15 protein-coding genes are annotated in these 17,315 nt (G+C 48.8%); 7 read left to right on the forward strand and 8 right to left on the reverse strand.

The annotated features are described in order from the left end of the window. The first annotated feature begins 23 nt into the window (after positions 1–23). From AEA42_RS21100 to AEA42_RS21130, 7 genes are all read left to right on the forward strand, one after another. The gene (locus AEA42_RS21100; RefSeq protein WP_055648765.1) at positions 24–1,037 is read left to right on the forward strand and encodes an XdhC/CoxI family protein; all 1,014 of its coding nucleotides are present in this window, start codon (positions 24–26) and stop codon (positions 1,035–1,037) included. Next, positions 1,037–1,759: a nucleotidyltransferase family protein gene (locus tag AEA42_RS21105; protein ID WP_037431091.1), complete on the forward strand. Its 723-nt coding sequence runs from the start codon at positions 1,037–1,039 to the stop codon at positions 1,757–1,759. Before AEA42_RS21100 ends, AEA42_RS21105 begins: the two co-directional genes overlap by 1 nt. Positions 1,760–1,762: 3 nt before the next feature. Continuing rightward, entirely contained in the window at positions 1,763–2,260 is a 498-nt protein-coding gene (locus AEA42_RS21110) for a (2Fe-2S)-binding protein (RefSeq protein ID WP_037431089.1), read from the forward strand. 1 nt (position 2,261) lies between these two features. Further along, positions 2,262–4,508 (forward strand): molybdopterin cofactor-binding domain-containing protein, encoded by a 2,247-nt coding sequence (locus AEA42_RS21115; RefSeq protein WP_055648766.1) that lies wholly within the window; start codon positions 2,262–2,264, stop codon positions 4,506–4,508. Between the two features lie 369 nt (positions 4,509–4,877). Continuing rightward, positions 4,878–5,369 carry a DUF1097 domain-containing protein gene (locus AEA42_RS21120; protein ID WP_037420065.1) on the forward strand — a complete coding sequence of 164 codons (492 nt, stop codon included), beginning with the start codon at positions 4,878–4,880 and terminating at the stop codon, positions 5,367–5,369. Positions 5,370–5,482: 113 nt separating this feature from the next. Continuing rightward, positions 5,483–6,937, forward strand: coding sequence for a methyl-accepting chemotaxis protein (locus tag AEA42_RS21125; RefSeq protein ID WP_055648767.1), 1,455 nt, complete (start codon positions 5,483–5,485; stop codon positions 6,935–6,937). A gap of 473 nt (positions 6,938–7,410) precedes the next feature. Next, positions 7,411–7,848, forward strand: a complete 438-nt coding sequence (locus tag AEA42_RS21130) for a hypothetical protein (protein ID WP_037431528.1) — start codon at positions 7,411–7,413, stop codon at positions 7,846–7,848. Positions 7,849–8,012: 164 nt separating this feature from the next. Here the strand turns inward: AEA42_RS21130 and xthA are convergent, their stop codons facing one another. The 8 genes from xthA to AEA42_RS21170 form a co-directional block, all read right to left on the reverse strand. Then, entirely contained in the window at positions 8,013–8,825 is an 813-nt protein-coding gene (gene xthA, locus AEA42_RS21135; protein WP_055648768.1) for an exodeoxyribonuclease III, read from the reverse strand. After that, positions 8,825–9,124 (reverse strand): YciI family protein, encoded by a 300-nt coding sequence (locus AEA42_RS21140; RefSeq protein ID WP_011072939.1) that lies wholly within the window; start codon positions 9,122–9,124, stop codon positions 8,825–8,827. The genes xthA and AEA42_RS21140 overlap by 1 nt, the downstream gene beginning before the upstream one ends. After that, positions 9,124–9,669, reverse strand: a complete 546-nt coding sequence (locus AEA42_RS21145) for a septation protein A (RefSeq protein ID WP_037428627.1) — start codon at positions 9,667–9,669, stop codon at positions 9,124–9,126. Before AEA42_RS21145 ends, AEA42_RS21140 begins: the two co-directional genes overlap by 1 nt. Before the next feature lie 160 nt (positions 9,670–9,829). Beyond that, complete coding sequence (gene fhuF / locus AEA42_RS21150) at positions 9,830–10,867, reverse strand: siderophore-iron reductase FhuF (RefSeq protein ID WP_055648769.1); 1,038 nt, start codon at positions 10,865–10,867, stop codon at positions 9,830–9,832. Between the two features lie 88 nt (positions 10,868–10,955). Beyond that, complete coding sequence (locus tag AEA42_RS21155; protein ID WP_055648785.1) at positions 10,956–13,169, reverse strand: TonB-dependent siderophore receptor; 2,214 nt, start codon at positions 13,167–13,169, stop codon at positions 10,956–10,958. Between the two features lie 84 nt (positions 13,170–13,253). Next, positions 13,254–15,146, reverse strand: coding sequence for an IucA/IucC family siderophore biosynthesis protein (locus tag AEA42_RS21160; protein WP_055648770.1), 1,893 nt, complete (start codon positions 15,144–15,146; stop codon positions 13,254–13,256). Between the two features lie 4 nt (positions 15,147–15,150). Continuing rightward, positions 15,151–15,792 carry a GNAT family N-acetyltransferase gene (locus tag AEA42_RS21165; protein WP_050991358.1) on the reverse strand — a complete coding sequence of 214 codons (642 nt, stop codon included), beginning with the start codon at positions 15,790–15,792 and terminating at the stop codon, positions 15,151–15,153. Further along, on the reverse strand, positions 15,792–17,288 hold the full coding sequence (locus AEA42_RS21170) for a SidA/IucD/PvdA family monooxygenase (RefSeq protein ID WP_055648771.1): 1,497 nt from the start codon (positions 17,286–17,288) through the stop codon (positions 15,792–15,794). The genes AEA42_RS21165 and AEA42_RS21170 overlap by 1 nt, the downstream gene beginning before the upstream one ends. Positions 17,289–17,315: the final 27 nt, after the last annotated feature.

The raw sequence follows: 17,315 nt of genomic DNA on the forward strand, positions 1-17,315 counted from the left end.
AAATAGAGAGGGAGTCAATGTCGATGGATCACCAAATGGAAGACTTATTAGAACATTGGTTGCCCCTCGCGGATGATTCATGGGTGCTGGCGGTGATTACCCATATCCAAGGCTCGTCCTACCGTAAACCCGGCGCCATGATGATATTCCACGAGTTTGGCCAAGGCGCAGGGATATTAAGTGGTGGCTGTTTAGAGGCCGATCTTCGCCGTCATGCGCAGCAAGCCATGCAATCGCAACAGATTACTTGTATCACCTATGATGCGACCGATGAATCCGATGCCAGCTACCGCCTAGGTTGTGGTGGTAAAGTCGATATCATGTTGATCCCTCTGCTTAAAGAAAATCATGATCTTGGGCTAGTGGACATAGTACAAGCGTTTCGCAAGGGGCTGTCGGGCTACTATCAATTGCCCTTAGTGCCTGCGGGCAGCGATGCTCGCAGTTACGCTGCACAGTTTTATCCGGCGCAAAGTGCCCCTTTTCCTACGGCGGACTTTCCAAAGGCGGGCATACTCAGCCAGCCTGAAGGGGAGGCGCTTATCATCCCACTCAGACCACGATTTCATTTAGGGATTTTTGGTGGAGGAATAGATGCTAAACCTGTGGCAGCGATTGCCCACAGTTTAGGTTGGCAGGTGAGCGTGTTTGATACGCGAACCGCCTACGCGAGAAGTGCCGACTTTCCCCATGCCCATATCGTCAAGCAAAGCCTTAATGATGCCGAAGCGCTTGTCGCGCAATTAGATTGCGCCGTGGTCATGCACCATCACCTGAATTTGGATGCGGCGGCGCTCAAAGCTATTCAACCTTTTGATCTTAAATATGTTGCACTCTTGGGGCCCGCTCATCGGCGGGATAAAGTGCTGGCGATGGCCGAACTCAATACTGAGTCGTTTAGTGGCTTTTTCTCGGCACCTGCGGGGCTTGCTCTTGGTGGCGAGTTACCGAGCGCCATTGCCTTGAGTATCTTGGCCCAATGCCATGGGGTGCTTCATGGCGCGGCATTTTCCTCGCTCGATGGAATGATGCCTTAATGCGCATCAGGCAAAGATTGCTCATTGCTGTGCTCGCGGCAGGCGAGAGTCGGCGCTTTCAGGGGGCGAAGCTGGCACAACGTTTATCAACAGCGGCGAGTGAGGGGCAAAGGCATAGTATCTTACAACGCCATATCGACCGTTTGGCTCGCTTCACCTCGGCTCCATTAGTAATGGGAGCATCTAATCAAGTCACTGCAGAACTGTTGGTAGTGCTTGGTGCCCATCAAACATTATTGCGTCCGCAACTTGACGCTCTCGGAGCGCTAAAACTGACGTTGCTTGATAATCCTAATTGGCAAACAGGTTTGGCGTCGTCTCTGCGAGTTGCGGCGGACTTTGCAAAAGCGCAGCAGTTTGATGGCATGTTACTCACCTTAGCGGATCAAGTCGCGCTGACATTTGAAGACTATCGGCAGGTGATTGAGACTTGGCAGACGAGTCAACAATCTGTGGCCGCTCTTTATACGAACGAAGCTGAGATGTTGAATGGACAAGGGACGTTGGATGAACAAGGGACGTTGGATGAATTAGGCGCCCCTGCTATTTTTAATGCCTCAATATTCGATTTATTAACGGATTTGACTGGCGATCGCGGCGCCAAATCCATCTTAAAACAACTGGCAAATGTGGGTGAGTTAGTGGCTGTTCCTTTGCCCCATGCCGCGATTGATATTGATACTAAAGCCGATCTTGCGTCGTGGTTGGCACTTAAGGAGTGAGTTATGGCAATACCATCCTCGGAGGCGGCACAGGACCAGAGCCTTGCGATGCCTTCCCTAAACCTGACCATTAATGGCAGATCCTTTACCTTAAATGCGGATCCCAATATGCCTATCCTCTGGGCGTTACGGGATATTTTAGGCTTAACGGGCACTAAATATGGCTGCGGCGCCGGACTCTGTGGCGCTTGTACCGTGCATGTAGATGGTCAGCCTGTGCGCGCCTGTTTAACCAGCTTATCCCAGGTGCAGGGTAAACAACTGACTACGATCGAAGGGCTGAGTAATCAAAAGCTTAAAAATGCTTGGGCCGAACACAATGTGCCTCAGTGTGGTTATTGTCAGGCGGGGCAATTAATGTCAGCAGCGGCTTTAGTCACTCAGCATCCAAAACCATCGGCGGAACAAATCGATGCTGCGATGTCGGGTAATTTGTGTCGCTGCGGTACCTATCCTCGGATAAAAGCGGCGCTGCAAAGCTATGCCAAACAGGAGGGCTAAGATGAGTACATTCACCGCAGTTGAAAATATCAGTCGCCGCGATGTGTTAAAACTCTTCGGCGCCGTCGGGGGCGGTCTCGCCCTTGGTGCCAGTGGCCTCAGTTGGAGTCCAATGGCATTGGCACAGGACCAACAGGCGCGGCTCAATCTGTTTATCGCCATCGGTGAGGACGACAAGGTCTATTTGACCTGCCACCGCTCCGAAATGGGTCAGGGGATCCGCACGGGGATTTTGCAAATTTTGTCCGAAGAGCTAGAGGCTGATTGGGATAAAATTGTGCCTATTCAAGGGCTCGCCGATAAACGCTACGCCAGCCAAAATACCGATGGTAGTCGCAGTATCCGCGAAAACTATGATCGCATGCGTGAGATGGGCGCGATGGCTCGAACCATGCTTGAGCAAGCCGCAGCAGCCCGCTGGAAAGTCCCTGTGAGTGAAGTGCAGGCTAAAGATCATCAAGTGCTGCATGCCAAATCTGGCCGTTCTGCCAGCTTTGGCGAATTAGCCCTCGATGCGGCGGCGTTACCACTGCCTGCGGCTGATTCGCTGCGATTAAAGGCGGTTAAGGATTTCAAGCAAATAGGGGCTTCGCGTCAGATAGTCGATATGCAGGCCATGCTCACGGGAAAGGCTATCTATGGTTATGATATCCAAGTGGATAACATGCTTTATGCCAGCATTATGCGCCCACCCGTATTGGGGAGCGATGTGGCAAGTCTTGACGATAGTGCTGCGCGCAACGTAGCGGGCGTGGTCGATGTGTACCGTTTGCCAACGCCCAAGGGCGCGCCCGCTTTTCAAGCCTTAGGCGGCGTAGCTGTGGTGGCGACAAATACTTGGAGCGCGCTGCAGGGACGTAAAGCCTTGCAAGTGAGCTGGACTGAGTCTGCCAACAGTAGCCACGATTCTAAAACCTATCTGCAAGAGCTGGTGGACAAGGTACAAGCCCCTGGCAAGGTGGTACGTCAAGTTGGTGATGAGGTCAAAACCTGGCCGAAGGATGATACCCTCAAGGCGATTTATACCGTGCCTTATCTTATCCATTCCTCCATTGAGCCGCCTGTGGCCACCGCCAATGTGACCGAGAAGGGCTGTGAAATTTGGGCATCGACACAAACACCGCAGAGTACCCAGCAAAATGTGGCCGCGGCCTTAGGTATCGCCGAGGATGCGGTGAAAGTGAATGTCACGCTTCTGGGCGGCGGCTTTGGGCGCAAGTCCAAACCAGATTTCAGTGTGGAGGCGGCGCTACTCTCTAAGCAATTTAAACGGCCGGTGAAGGTGAGTTGGAGCCGTGAGGATGAGATCCAAAACGGTTATTACCATGCCATCAGTGCCCAGTGTTATCAGGCCTTGTTCGATGCCAACAACAAACCGACGGCGCTATTAGCGCGTACGGGCTTCCCGTCGATCAGCTCCACCTTTGCCGAGGGCGTCGAGTATCCATCCGGCGGTGAGTTGGACTTAGGTTTTGTCGATGTGCCCTTTGCTCTGGCAAATTTACGCTATGAGGCTGTAAAGGCCAGCGCCCATAGCCGTATTGGTTGGATGCGCTCGGTATGTAACATCCAACACGGGTTTGGCGTGGGCAGTTTTGTCGATGAAATGGCCCATAAAGCCAAGTTATCTTGCCCCGATATGTGGCGTAGCTTGCTGGGGCAAGCAAGGCGAGAGACCTTTGAGAACCAAGGCTTTAAATATGGTAACTATGGTGAAGACTTAAATCGTCATCCCGTCGATGTTGGCCGTTATCTCAAGGTAATTGAGGCGGTTGAACAAGCTCAGGCTAAGGCGCCTAAAGCGGGTAAACATCAAGGTTGGGGCTTTGCCGTGCATCGCAGTTTTGTGAGTGTGGTGGCGGTGGCGATACGAGTTGAGGTCGGTGAGGATAAGCAGCTTAAAGTGCTGAATGCCATTGCCGCGATTGATGCTGGTACTGTGGTTAACCCCGATAGGGTGAAAGCACAGACCGAAGGCGCGATAGTATTTGGTTTAAGCTTGGCGCTAATGGGTGAGATCAGTTACCAGCAGGGTAAGGTGATGCAGTCTAACTTCCATGATTATCCCTTGCTACGTCTACCCCAAGTGCCCGAGATGGAGATCATCATTATCGACTCGGATGCACCACCTGCGGGTGTGGGTGAGCCCGGCGTACCGCCGGTGGCGCCTAGTCTGACCAATGCGATATTTGCCGCAACAGGCCTTAGGATCCGAGACCTGCCGGTTAATAAACAGTTAAAGGTGTGATGTTGTAAACGACACCTGAGTGAGCAAAAAAGCGCCTAATAAGCGCTTTTTTCGTTTTTTTACCACAAATAAATTGCTTGTTAGCAAATTTACGGGCATTAATGCCGAAAATTAGCAATAGATCAGGTTTTTGTTACCAGAATAGAGGTAATTTAACCAATATGTTTACTCAAGTGACCTAAGGTATGCGGACTCGCGTACACATTCATTTGAATCGGTTACTAGTCGGCCTGTGAGTCAGTTTTCGATTGCAGATCCCTACTAAAAATTGATCGACACGGAAGTGAAGGGCGCTATAACACCATAATACAGCCGCACCTTGAGCGCATTTGAGTAGTTAACTTCCGTGAAAACAATAAAGGGGTCATCATGGAAAATCGTTGGCAGGTCGCTATTTCTGCGGGGCTATTAGCCGCAATATGGTGTGGTATCGCAGATACTTTTCATCTTGTTACTTGGATTGGCTTTTTAGGTTGTAGCACGTTTTTTGCTCAGCCGAAGGCCGGTTTTCAAGGCGTGATGATGGCGTGGTGCACCAATCTCTCCGGTGTGTTTTGGGCTTGGCTCATTATCAGCGGTAGCAGTTTTTTCGTATCGCCTGTGGCGGGTTATCTGTTTACGGGTATCGCTACCTCGGCAATGTGCCTACAGGCCAGTTATCAAAAACTCAGTTTTATTCCCGGTGCCTTTATCGGCTGTTGTATTACCTTTGCTATGGCTGGGGATGTGGCCAATATTGTGCCGCCTTTAGTGTTAGGCGCCCTGTTAGGTTTTTGCATGAGCTTATTGACGGCGCAGTTAATCACTCTTCGCCAAAAATGGTCAGCATCAACAGGTTCTGAAATCGCCAGTGCCGATTAATCTTCCATCACTTTTGTGTTCGCATGATAGCCATGCGGTAACTGAGTGATCGAATAGATGAGCTATAATGCTGATTTAGTACCCGATAGCTTTAGGTCTTAGGAAATATCAAGATGAAACAAATCCAGTTTCGCACCATTGATGCCATATTGATCAAGTTCAGTCTTAACGGCAAATTTTGGATTGTCTGTTCTATGGTGGCGTTAATCACGGCTACCATCGCACTTATCAATTACCAACATGCTCACCGCAACCTAGAAGCAGCCTCTTTGGCTCGAGTTCAGGCGACGGTTGATACCTTTGCCCAAGTCGCAAATGCGCAACAGTTGCAGGGCGATGCATTATCACAATTTGCCCGAGACAATGGGCTGAGTGTTGTCTCTCGCCAAACTGAGGCGCAGCGCCAAAGGGATAATGTTACCGCCAGCGCCACGGTGGCATCTGGCAGCGCGCTCGCACTGTCGCAAAATGTGTCCGAATGGGAAAGTGATGGCCGCAGCGATGCTAATTTGATGTTTTGGCTTGCATTAATCGGTTTATTGCCCTTATTCCAATTAAGCTATTGGATTTCAACTTCCCTCGGCGGTGGTCTGTGGGATATGTACATGGCCATCAAACGCTTAGCCGATGGCGACTTAAGTTTCAGATTAAACTTTTTCGGTACTGATGACTTCAGCTTAATCGCCCGCGAAATTGACCGCTGTGCCGATAACATGAGCGAAATGGTGAGCGCTATCCGCAATAATGCCCAAACACTTTCCCTCGCTGCCGATGAGTTTAATCAGCAAGCAAAAATCAGCGGTGAGTTAATTGGTGCCCAGCATCAATTTTTAGATTCAGTGGCTGTGGCCATGGCGCAAATGACTTCGGCGATTGAAGAAGTGTCGGTTAATGCCAGTAACACTTCACTACAGACTAAAGATAACGCCAGCCAAATGAGTGCCAACCAAGGGCGTATTAGCCATACGGTGGACAGTATTGGTTTGCTCTCAACCAAAATTGGTGCAGCCTTTTCATCGGTAGAACAATTATCTAAGGATGCGGCGGCTATTGATGCGGTAGTGACAACCATCAATAGTATTTCTGGGCAGACTAACTTGCTGGCGCTGAATGCGGCCATTGAAGCGGCGCGCGCAGGTGAGCAAGGTCGCGGTTTTGCGGTGGTTGCCGATGAAGTGCGTACCTTAGCGGGACGTACTCAACAAGCGACAGTTGAGATCCAAGCGATGATCGAAGGATTGCAATCGGGCACTCGTCAGCTCTCCAATATCACCACCGAGATTGTGGACCGCGCCGATGAAGGCCGCAGTGCCATTGTTGAAGTGGGTAACGATGTTGAAGGGATGGCGCAATCGGTAAATGCCGTCTTTGATATGAGTAGCCAAATTGCTGCATCGGCGGAAGAACAAAGCGTTGCCGCTCGCGATATTGCTGGCCAGCTTAATGAGATCCGTCATCAATCCGATACCATTAAACAAACAGCACAGCGCAGTGTCACCCTAGCACATGATTTGCAACATGCCTCGGTTGAACTCGAAGGGATCCTTAAACAGTACCGCACTAGCTAAGTGGTTGCTTTTATGTGGATTAGCTCTATGAGTCCTCATTAGCTTTGAAGCTGAATCTCGCTCCCTTGGCGAAGCGTAATAGTCAAATAAACATGGCGGTTACATCTGATGTACCGCCATTTTTATATTCTTAAAATTAGACAATATTGTTCATTTAGTTTAACTGTAAATTGACTGTACATTTGGCCAAAAAACTTATACCCACAGTCGTTTTGCTATTCAAAGGTAATAGGGTGAGTAACGTTGTCGAGATAGAAAGCTAAAGGCTCACGTGCGACCTTGAGGCTATGTCAGTCTCAATTTTTTTCTAAAGCATTAGCTCGATTTTTCCTCAGATAAGGTCCTGCGACTTTTGATGACGCTCATCCAAGCTACTTTGGCCTGTGCAGGTTGTAGAAGAACAGAAAGTGCATTATGTTGTTGAGCTAATACGGATGGCAGGATTTATTTTCTTATTGCGAAATGGAGTTTAGATGCAGTCTGAAACAATCTATAGAATATCAATTATCATTCTTTGCTTTGCTAGTTTCTTCTTGAACTATATGACTGGTGGTTGGGAGTATCATAGTGACATCGTCAATGCGATGGAATGGCACGGTTTTAATTCACAAATTCCGCATTGGCTTAAATTGTCCATAATTGGTCCTTTGCAGGTTGCGGCTTTAATTATGCTAAGTTTTAACCTGATAGCGAGGAATATATTTGCAATTCTAAGTTTAATCAGCTTGTCAATTTCATTGTTTGAAGGTGTTGCGGCGTACAGCGCTTTTGAAATTTTTATTGTACAAATCTTCTATTTTTCTAATGGTGTAATTTTAACGCTTTCTTTTACAACGTTAAGTGACAAATTTCGCTCTCCCTTCATTGATAAGGCCTCACAATCGTCACTATCACCAGAAAATAAAACATAGAAATCCAAGAGGCCGTTCAAATTTCTGTGTCAGGTTAATCTCAGTATGTCGATGATCAAATGTAATCACTCAATCATTAATCGGAGATTATATTTTAATGACAAACAAAAACATCGGCTTAGGCCGATGTTTTTTATATCGATTAAAGTAGACACTCAAGCGAGTTAGGCTTCTTTAAAGGAGCTCCAAATTGGCGCGTGATCTGAGGGTTTATCGATGCCGCGCAGATCGTAATCGACGTCGGATTCGATTAAACGCGCGGCCAGTGACGGCGTAGCTAAGATCACATCGATGCGTAGGCCGCGGTTATCATCGAAGCCTTTGCTGCGGTAATCGAACCATGAATAACGCTCGCTGCGGTCGGGGTGCAGTTGACGGAAGGTATCCACCAGTCCCCAATCTTGCAGGGTTTTGAGCCATTCACGCTCTTCGGGTTGGAAGCTACATTTTCCGGTTTTTAGCCAACGCTTGCGGTTGACTTCACCGATGCCGATATCCAAATCGATGGGCGAAATATTGATATCCCCGATAATGGCGATATCTTCATCGTTGCTATGATTAGCGTGCAAATGCGCCATTAAGTCCTGATAAAACTTACGCTTAGCAGGGTACTTAGTCGGATGGTCAATGCTTTCGCCCTGAGGGAAATAACCATTCAGCACAGTTAGCGGACGGCCATTTGCCTGAGCAAAGGTGCCGATAATCATGCGGCGCTGGGCATCTTCTTCATCGGTTGCAAAGCCCTTTTGCACCTTAAGTGGGGCGACTTTGGAGAGCATGGCAACGCCATAGTGTGCCTTGCCACCGTGGTAATGCACGTGATAACCCATGGCCTCAACTTCGGCGAGCGGGAAGGCTTCATCGTGCACTTTGGTTTCTTGCAGACCGATAATATCGGGCTGATGGCTGTCGATTAACGCTTGCAATTGATGCAGGCGAGAACGCAATCCATTGATATTGAAAGAAACGATTTTCATTAAGGCAGAACTCGTTTGAAGGGTTTAACCACAACGCTTTGATATACGCCCGCCGCGAAGTAAGGATCGGCATCTGCCCAGGCTTGAGCTGTGGCTAACGAATCGAAATCTGCAACCACTAATGAGCCGCTAAACCCTGCATCACCTGGATTTTCGCTATCGATAGCCGGGTGTGGACCGGCAACGAGCAGGCGACCTTCATCGGCCAGTTCCTGTAAGCGTGCTAAATGTGCAGGGCGTGCTGCTAAACGTTTTTCTAAGCTGTTCTCAACATCTTGAGCTGAAATCATATACCACATTATTTGAGTTCCTTGCGTTGATCTTCGGGAAGATGTTTATAAAGGTAAAAGACGGTGATTACGGTATTAATCAGGGTTAAGGCGGTGAGGCCAAACACTTTAAAATTCACCCAAGTTTCTAATGGCAGACTAAAGGCGACATAGATATTGACTAGGCCACAGATGGCAAAAAAGCTTACCCAGTACCAAGTTACATGTGCCCAAATCTTATCGGCCACCTTCATCTCTTTACCCAACATGGACTTTAAAATCGACTTGTCGAGTAGTTGGCTCACGCCAAGGGCTAGGGCAAATAATGCATAAATAATAGTGACTTTCCACTTGATAAAGGCATCATCATGGAACACTAAGGTGAGGGTGCCAAACACTGTCACCATAGCGAAGGTAATCAGGTGCATCTTCTCCAATTTTTTATACAGCGCATAGGTCACGACTAATTGCAGTGCGGTGGCTGCGATTAAGGCGCCACTGGCGATATAAATATCGAAAAATTTATAGACGGCAAAAAAGATAACGAGTGGCAAAAAATCAAGCAGTTGTTTCATAAATAATCGTGTTAAGAAGACGTGGGCTTGAGTGTAGCACGGGGGGCTAGAGGGAAAAAGCCGTGAAAGGTGACCGATTGCTAACTGTTGCATGAAAGCGGCGGCAACGGCTGTTGTAATCCATATAGTCCATCAAGTCTGCGAGCTGCGACCGATAAGGCTAAGCGTGAGCAGCACATTTTGCTTGGGCGCGCGTAGCTAACGGGCAATCGCCGCAGCGATGACTATTCGTGAGTTGATACCTTAAGCAGCACACGCGGCGAATATTGCCCACGTCAGCAACTAGGGCGGGTAGCAGATTAATGCTGTTATAGAGTGGATTAACCTCGCCATCGTCAAAGGATGTTGTGTTAAATAGCAGCGCCTTGAGGTGCTCAAATTCAATTTCTGGCAATGCCATTTCGCCTAAATACCAGTGAATAAGGTAGCCTAAATGGCTCCAATACAGCTTTGCGGGAGTTGGGCTTAGACCGGTTAATCGCTCAACGCTAGGGATTAGATGGCTTTGAATCCACTTAATAAGTTGTCGCTCGCGGGGTGGCGTTACGACCGTGGATTTAACTATGGCGGCTTTCACTATGGCGGTTTTCACCTTAGGAGTGGGTGTTAATTGAAACTCAAAACCTGCGACTCTGCCCGAATTGTGGGGCCGAAGATAAAAATGCTCAGGCGCTATATCAATCAGCTCAATTTGCTCAATCGTGCTCGCGAGCGAGTGCGGCGCGTTAATAATCCATTCCAACATGGGGGGCACTAACAGACCGAAATACCACTGTCCCCAGAGCGAGTGCAGGGCTTTGGAATTATGGCTATGGCTGAGCAAAATCTGCTCGGGTATATTTTCTGTCGGGATGGAAGATATGGTTTTTGCTAAAGGAGGATAGGCCTTGGCAAAATCCAGTAATAGCGATTGATACACGGCTGGCTGACTCCAAGTATCAATATTGAGTCCTTGGGGCTTAGTGGTTGCCACAAAATGCTGGGCATAAAATGGGGCACGCAGCGCCAGTCGTTGATTAAACGCTTTGGCGACTTGAGTTAAATCCGCAGGGCTTAGCGCTGTTAAGTCGGTTGTTTGCGCGCCGCCTACAGTGCCTACACTCTGTGAGGGTTTGTGATGACACTGCTTGGTATGATCAGGTTGAGTTCCTCTGGAAAGCTTGGCTAAGGTCGGTAGCGTTTCCCTTTGGCGCGCCATAATCACTCCTTTGGCTTGAATTGATTAAACTGCGGTGAGCCTACTCACCGCAGTTTTCATTGATGAACAGCTGGTTATCGACAGCCTGTTAGAAGCGATAATCCAAATTCACGCTCATGCTGCGCGGGGTGCCATATTGGAACTGGCTATATTGCCCCACTTGGCTGTAATAGGTTTTATCTAAGGCGTTGTGCACATTGGCGCTTAGCTTTAGCTGCTCGGTAAAGGCATAACTTGCCATTAAGCTTGCTAATGCGTAGGAGTCTTGCTCAACCTCGACTCTGCCTAAGGGCGAGTTCACGGTTTGATAGACTCGGCTTTGCCAATTGACCCCAGCGCCAAGCTGCAACTTGTTCCAATCGCCGCTAAAGGTATAAGTGGTAAAGAGTTTTAGCTGCTGGCGAGGGGAAGTGGTGTTGATGCGATTGCCCTTAGGATCATCGGTACTGAATTGGGTGTAGCCGAAGTAGATATTCCAGTCATCGGTGATTTTGCCTGTGGATTCAAACTCAAAGCCTTGGGTTTTAGTGCCGTTAACCTCTCGATACACTGGGATAGTGGTGCCTGGCAGTACATCTCCGGTGCGTTCACCAACATTGTCTTGGCGAATTTCAAATACCGACAACGACATATCTAAGCTTTCATCCATTAAGCTGGCTTTAATGCCCGCTTCGTAGTTTTTGCCTTTGACGGGGTCGATGTAACTGGCATCGATGCGCTGCAAGGTTTGCGGCGCGAAAATATCCGTATAACTGGCGTAAAGCGAGTATTGCTCGCCCAGAGCGTAGGTCAAGCCAAAATAGGTGGTGAGCTCATTGTCGACCTTAAAGTCATACATGCTGCCAAAGTTATCTTGGTCGGTTTGCCACTGATTAAGGCGCAGCCCTGCGAGCAATGCCAAGGCATCGGTCAGATTAAGCTGCGTGGCCACATAGGCGGCGCTTTGCTCGGTTTCGCCGAAGGAGCCCGTGGTGTGAGTCTCCTTCCACTGAGGTTTTGGATATTGGAAGTTGGGATCGCGAAAATCTCCCAAGGGCGGCACTGCGGCCGTAGGATAATAGTAAGGGTTGGCAAACTCTTGGCGCTGACCCGTCCAGCCAAAAGTGAGCTGATGTTCTTGGCCAAACAGGGCAAACATTCCCTGCGCCCGTAGGTCTAGGTTATGTTGGGTTCGGCTACCGTCAATATAGGCGATGGAACCTGCGGTTGCACCAAGATTGGTCACAGGATCTGGATAACCCGTAGCCCACAGCACATTATATTCCAGTGAGTTATCGCCATAACTGTAGGTGCCTTTTAGCTCCCAACCGTTATCAAAACGATGTTCAAGGCTGGCGAAGGTATTGAGCCCTTGGGTATGCGCCGAGGCCCAATCGGGGGCCGTGGAGGTAGCGCGATCGTAATTTGTACGGCTGCCATCACTGTGGAACAGCGGCAGACCGCCGGACATAGTGGCTTCGGGCGTGGTGTCTTGATAATCGACTCCTAAGGTCATCAGTGTGCTGTCGCTAATATCGGTTTCAACAATGCCATAGAGGGTGGTGCGTTGCTGCTGGTATCTGTCTTGGAAGGATTCTTTATCCTGATAGGCGGCGACAACACGACCGCGAATGTTGCCACTGTCGTTTAAGCCGCTGGATAAATCGACCATGCCACGCAGATTGTTCCATGAGCCGACACTCACTGAAGTGCTGCCCATAAATTCTTGCGTTGGGCGTTTACGAATAAGGTTAATTGCGGCCGAGGGATTACCCGCACCTGTCATTAACCCTGTGGCGCCACGGACAATCTCCACCCGCTCGTAGATGGCGGTATCGATAAGGTTATCGCCGTAGTTAAAACGGGTGTCATAGGTGGTTGGCACGCCATCGTACAGAATGCTGGTGACCGCAATCCCGCGCGAGCTGATGCTGTATCTGTCGTTATCCATCGGCCGGGCATTGATACCGGCAACGCTGGTCATAGCTTCAATCACACTGTTTAACTGCTGATCTTGCATCATTTGGCGAGTGACCGAGGTGACGGATTGCGGCGTCTCTAAATAAGACAAATCTAGGCCTGTTGCCGTGTTCATCGCTGGGGTTTTGTAGCGCTTATCGTGGAGATCCTTAGCACCAACGACATTAATAATTTCAATGTCTTTGGTGGATTTTTTCTGGGTATCGCTAGTATCTGCATAAGCATAGGGCATGCTGAGTATGGCTGAGCAGAGGATAAGCTCTGGGCGTGTGATGGCGAGTTGGCAGTGAGCAGCGAGTCGGTTGAGGGCGAAGGTTTTCATAATAATGATCTTAAATTCCATTTTGGCGGTTTGATTGACTAGGTTGTTTTTGGGCACAGATGAGTGCCCAGGGTGGGCGCAGGCCCACTCAAGGTTGAAAATGCTTTAGGGTTTTAGCTTCTTATTTGCTGAGCCAATGGCATGGCTTTGCCTGAAGGCGGCCAGCGGATTATCAAGTCCGCCCGCAAAGCGTAGATTTTTTTCTCGGTCGGCAAGGTCAATCATCTGCTGGTTGTTATTAAGCTGAATGCGATTCAGGCAAGTGCGGACGAAGCTGTCTTTAAAGAGATCGTATTGTGCAAACTTGTCCGCCAACTGCGGATGCTGCGCTTGATAGTCGCGTACATTGTCTGCCACCAACTCCCAAAATAGCGCTTCGCTCACCGCGGTTTGCTTATCCAGAATTGGCGCTAAGTAACGGAAAATACAGTCAAAAATATCGAGCAAGATATAGTTGAGCTTCATCTCTTCTTCAAGCTCGACCGCCAGGCGTTGCACCTCTTTAGGTAGTGGCTCGCTACCGTTGAGTACTGCGACTTCTTCGCCGATATCCTTCATCAATATTTTGACTGGGATACCGGCATCAAGCACTAAAATCAGGTTCTCGCCATGGGGCATAAACACCAGATCATAGGCAAAGAAAGCGTGCAGTAGCGGCGATAAGTAGAGCTTGAGATAGCGCTTGACCCACTCCTTGGCGCTTAAGCCTGAGTGCTCAATTAGCGCAGTAATAAGTGCCTGTTCTTGATGATCTATGTGTAATAGCGCTGCCATGGTCATCAGGGTTTGCTGTGGCTCAATATGCGGTAGTGGGCTCTCACGCCATAGCGCCGACAGCATTTTCTTATAGGCGCTATCTTGGGTGAGTGCCTCTTCGTAATACCTGTGGTGATAACCAATCGCGGCGATTTCTTTGAGGATCACAAAACCTTGCTCGGCAAAATAGCTGTCGCTTTCGATAAGGTTGGCTACCCAAGCGTTGATCTGCGGGGTGCAGCTCATATACAGCGGCGAAAGCCCGCGCATAAAGCCCATATTTAAGATAGAAAGCGCGGTTTTGACGTAGCATTTTTGCGGCGCACTTAAGTTAAAGAAGGTGCGGATCGATTGCTGAACTTGGTAGCAATCTTGGCTTTGGCCAAGGTAAATAATGTCGCCGCGGGCGATTTCGCCGGCAAAGGTGCGGGCAATCTTTTCGCGCCATTGCCACGGATGAACGGGCATAAAATAAAAGCTATTGGCCGCTTGCCCCAGTGCGCTTAAGTGTTGTTGAAACTCGGTGAACTGTTCACCAAGCTCCTGTTTTAGCAAGGTATCATGGTCTAATCCTTCGAGGGAGGAGAAGGTGGTTTTGTCCTTACGCACCGCAATCCACACTAGCTGAAGCGCGCTGGCACTCTCGGGGGCAAATTGGTAATAGTCCTGCATATCAAAACCAATGCGGCCATTGTTGGCAATAAACACCGGATGCCCCTCGGTCATGCCCGCCTCAATAGTTTGATAATCGGCCTTAGCGAGTGTAGCGGCGGGGATGGCTTGATGGGCCAACTTGTAGGCCTTGCTGTAGAGGGTGCTGGTGATTTCTTCAAGATAAGTGGGCAACAGGGTTTCACTGATGCCAAGCACATTTTTTAAGCTGATTATCAGCCTCATGGCATCGAGGGGTCTTTCAGTGCCCGCACTGGTGACTCGGATAGAATCTGTCGCGATATCAAGGTGGTCGAGCTGATAATGGCGCGCGCTAAAGTAATACGTGCAGTGATTTAACCTGAGCTCATAGTGATTTACCTTTGCGCCTTGGGCGTAAATCTGTGGGGTGATGAGCTTCTCATGGGTAAACTCACAGAGGATTTTTTTCACTAAATGGCGATTGGCTGCCTGCCAATGTTGGGGCGTTAAATGGACGGGCACATGGGCGTAAGAGGGTAAGGCCTCGATATTCGGCAACTCGGTTTGGGCGCATCGTTTGAGTAATAAGGCGTTAGTGGCTAAGTTCATCGGTTCACCTACAAAGTGATAAGGTTAAAAGTGACTGGGTAACAGGACGATTTTTACTCGGCAATTGGGGGGCGGCTTGAGTTGCCGTCTGGCGGCTTTGGGCACTGCAAAAACCTAAAAACGCAGCTTTGGTACTGAGTTGGATGGCTTTTTGGTAGCGGATCCCAATCTGGCAATTTAAGCGGTGAATTTTGTGATTTTGCTGATCTGGCTCGACTACCAGTCGCGTAAACGCGAGGGTTTCAAGGACAAGTTGGGCGATAGCCTCCATCACTTGGCGGGATAAGCCATGAACGGGTTTGCCTTCAATCGGCGCAAGGATTAAATGCATACCGCAATCGAGCGGCTTAACCTGATAGTGCAGGCCAATTTCGTCATGGGAGGGATCGTATAACTCCACCATAAACAGCGGTTTGGTTTGCCATTCACCGATCAGCGAGAGCTTGTGCTCGCTTGGCGCCATCGCTTGAGCAAGTGCATCAAGACTCATCCCCTGCATGCCCCAAAACTTGGCATAGTCTTGGTTAAGCCATGATTGCAGCATGGCAATGTCTTGCTCAAGGTTCAGTGGTTTAAGCACAAACTCATTGATTACAATCTGTTTTGAGAGCAAATCTAAACAGCGTTGGCTCCATTGGCTGGCCATTACAGTGCCTCCTTATTCGGTGCCATTAAGGCCGATGTACTGCCACCAGAAGGGCTTATCCGTAGCACGGTTTGTGGCTCATTACTGGGTTGTTGCGTGGGCTTGGCTGACGGATTTAACTCCTGACAAGGCTTAGAAGACGCAACCGCTGAGTGAGTGTTGCTTTCGACGGGTTGGTTTTTCGCGTCGTTGATGTTGTTGGGGTCAAAGGTTTGGAAGGCGATCCGCGTTTCAATCGGATAGGGGGCGTAACCTAAAACCGCTTGCAGAATGATGGCATTGCGATAGCAGCCCATACCCAAATCGGGTGAACTAATGCCATGGGTATGTAGGCCCGCATTTTGGATAAAAATATCGCCTCTGACATCGATGCCATAGTCACGCTGGATGGCGAGTTGGCCACGATCATCAAATTCGATTTGTGATTTAATTCCTTGAATAAAATCAGGTAAACGATATTGATAGCCAGTGCCTAAGACGACGGCACCTGTCAGTTGCTCGAAGGCATATTCTTGCTCGAGGTGGTTGAACTTGAGTGTCAGCTTGTCGCCCGAGGTGTCGATTGCTGTCAGTGCCACGTTAGTCAGCAGCTGGCATTGGATATCGCTGACTAAACGCTTTTGGTAAAGGAGGTCATAAATATCGTTGATTAGCTCGGCATTGATCCCCTTGTAGAGTGACTTTTGCTCTGCGATTAAGTGATGGCGTTTTTCCGGCGACAGCTCGTGGAAATAATCAACATAATCTGGCGAGGTCATCTCTAGGGTGAGTTTGGTGTATTCCAGCGGATAAAAGCGTGGCGAGCGGGTCATCCAATTTAATTGATAACCATATATTTCAATATCTTGTAGAAGATCGTAAAAGATTTCCGCAGCACTTTGGCCACTGCCAATCACTGTGATAGCACTTTGGCTTTGCAAGTAGGCTTTTTGCCGGATATAGCTGGCGCTGTGCATGACACGCGGGTCTTGAATTGGGCAATTATCGGGTAGATAGGGAGTCGTGCCAGTACCTAATACCAGTTTGCGGCAGAGATAAGTGTGGGGTTTACCACTGCGTCTATCTACTCCCGTAACATGGTAGATGCCTTCACCGGCGTTGTAATCTAATTGTGTGACCTTAAAACTGAATCTCAGATTGGATAGTTGTGTACTAACCCATTGGCAATATTGGTTATATTCATGCCTTGGGAGAAAGAAGTTTTCACGGATATAAAAGGAATAGAGTCGGCCTGTTTGTTTGGCAAAGTTAAGATAACTAAAACGACTTGTCGGATCGGCCATAGTGACCAAATCGGACATAAAAGGTGTTTGTAATCGAGAGGAGTTGATCAGCATACCCGGGTGCCAATCAAACTCGGTTTTAGTATCTAAAAATAAACAGCTGAAGTTATTAAGAGGTTCACATAGAGCCGCCAGTCCTAGATTAAATGGGCCTATGCCAATGCCGAGTAGATCGTAAATCGTACGATCAGTTTCCTTTTTTGGGGTAGTCACTTACGCCTCCTTGAATTCCTATTAAAA

This window comes from Shewanella sp. Sh95 (assembly GCF_001308045.1).
In the GTDB taxonomy this organism is placed as follows: Bacteria; Pseudomonadota; Gammaproteobacteria; order Enterobacterales; family Shewanellaceae; genus Shewanella; species Shewanella xiamenensis.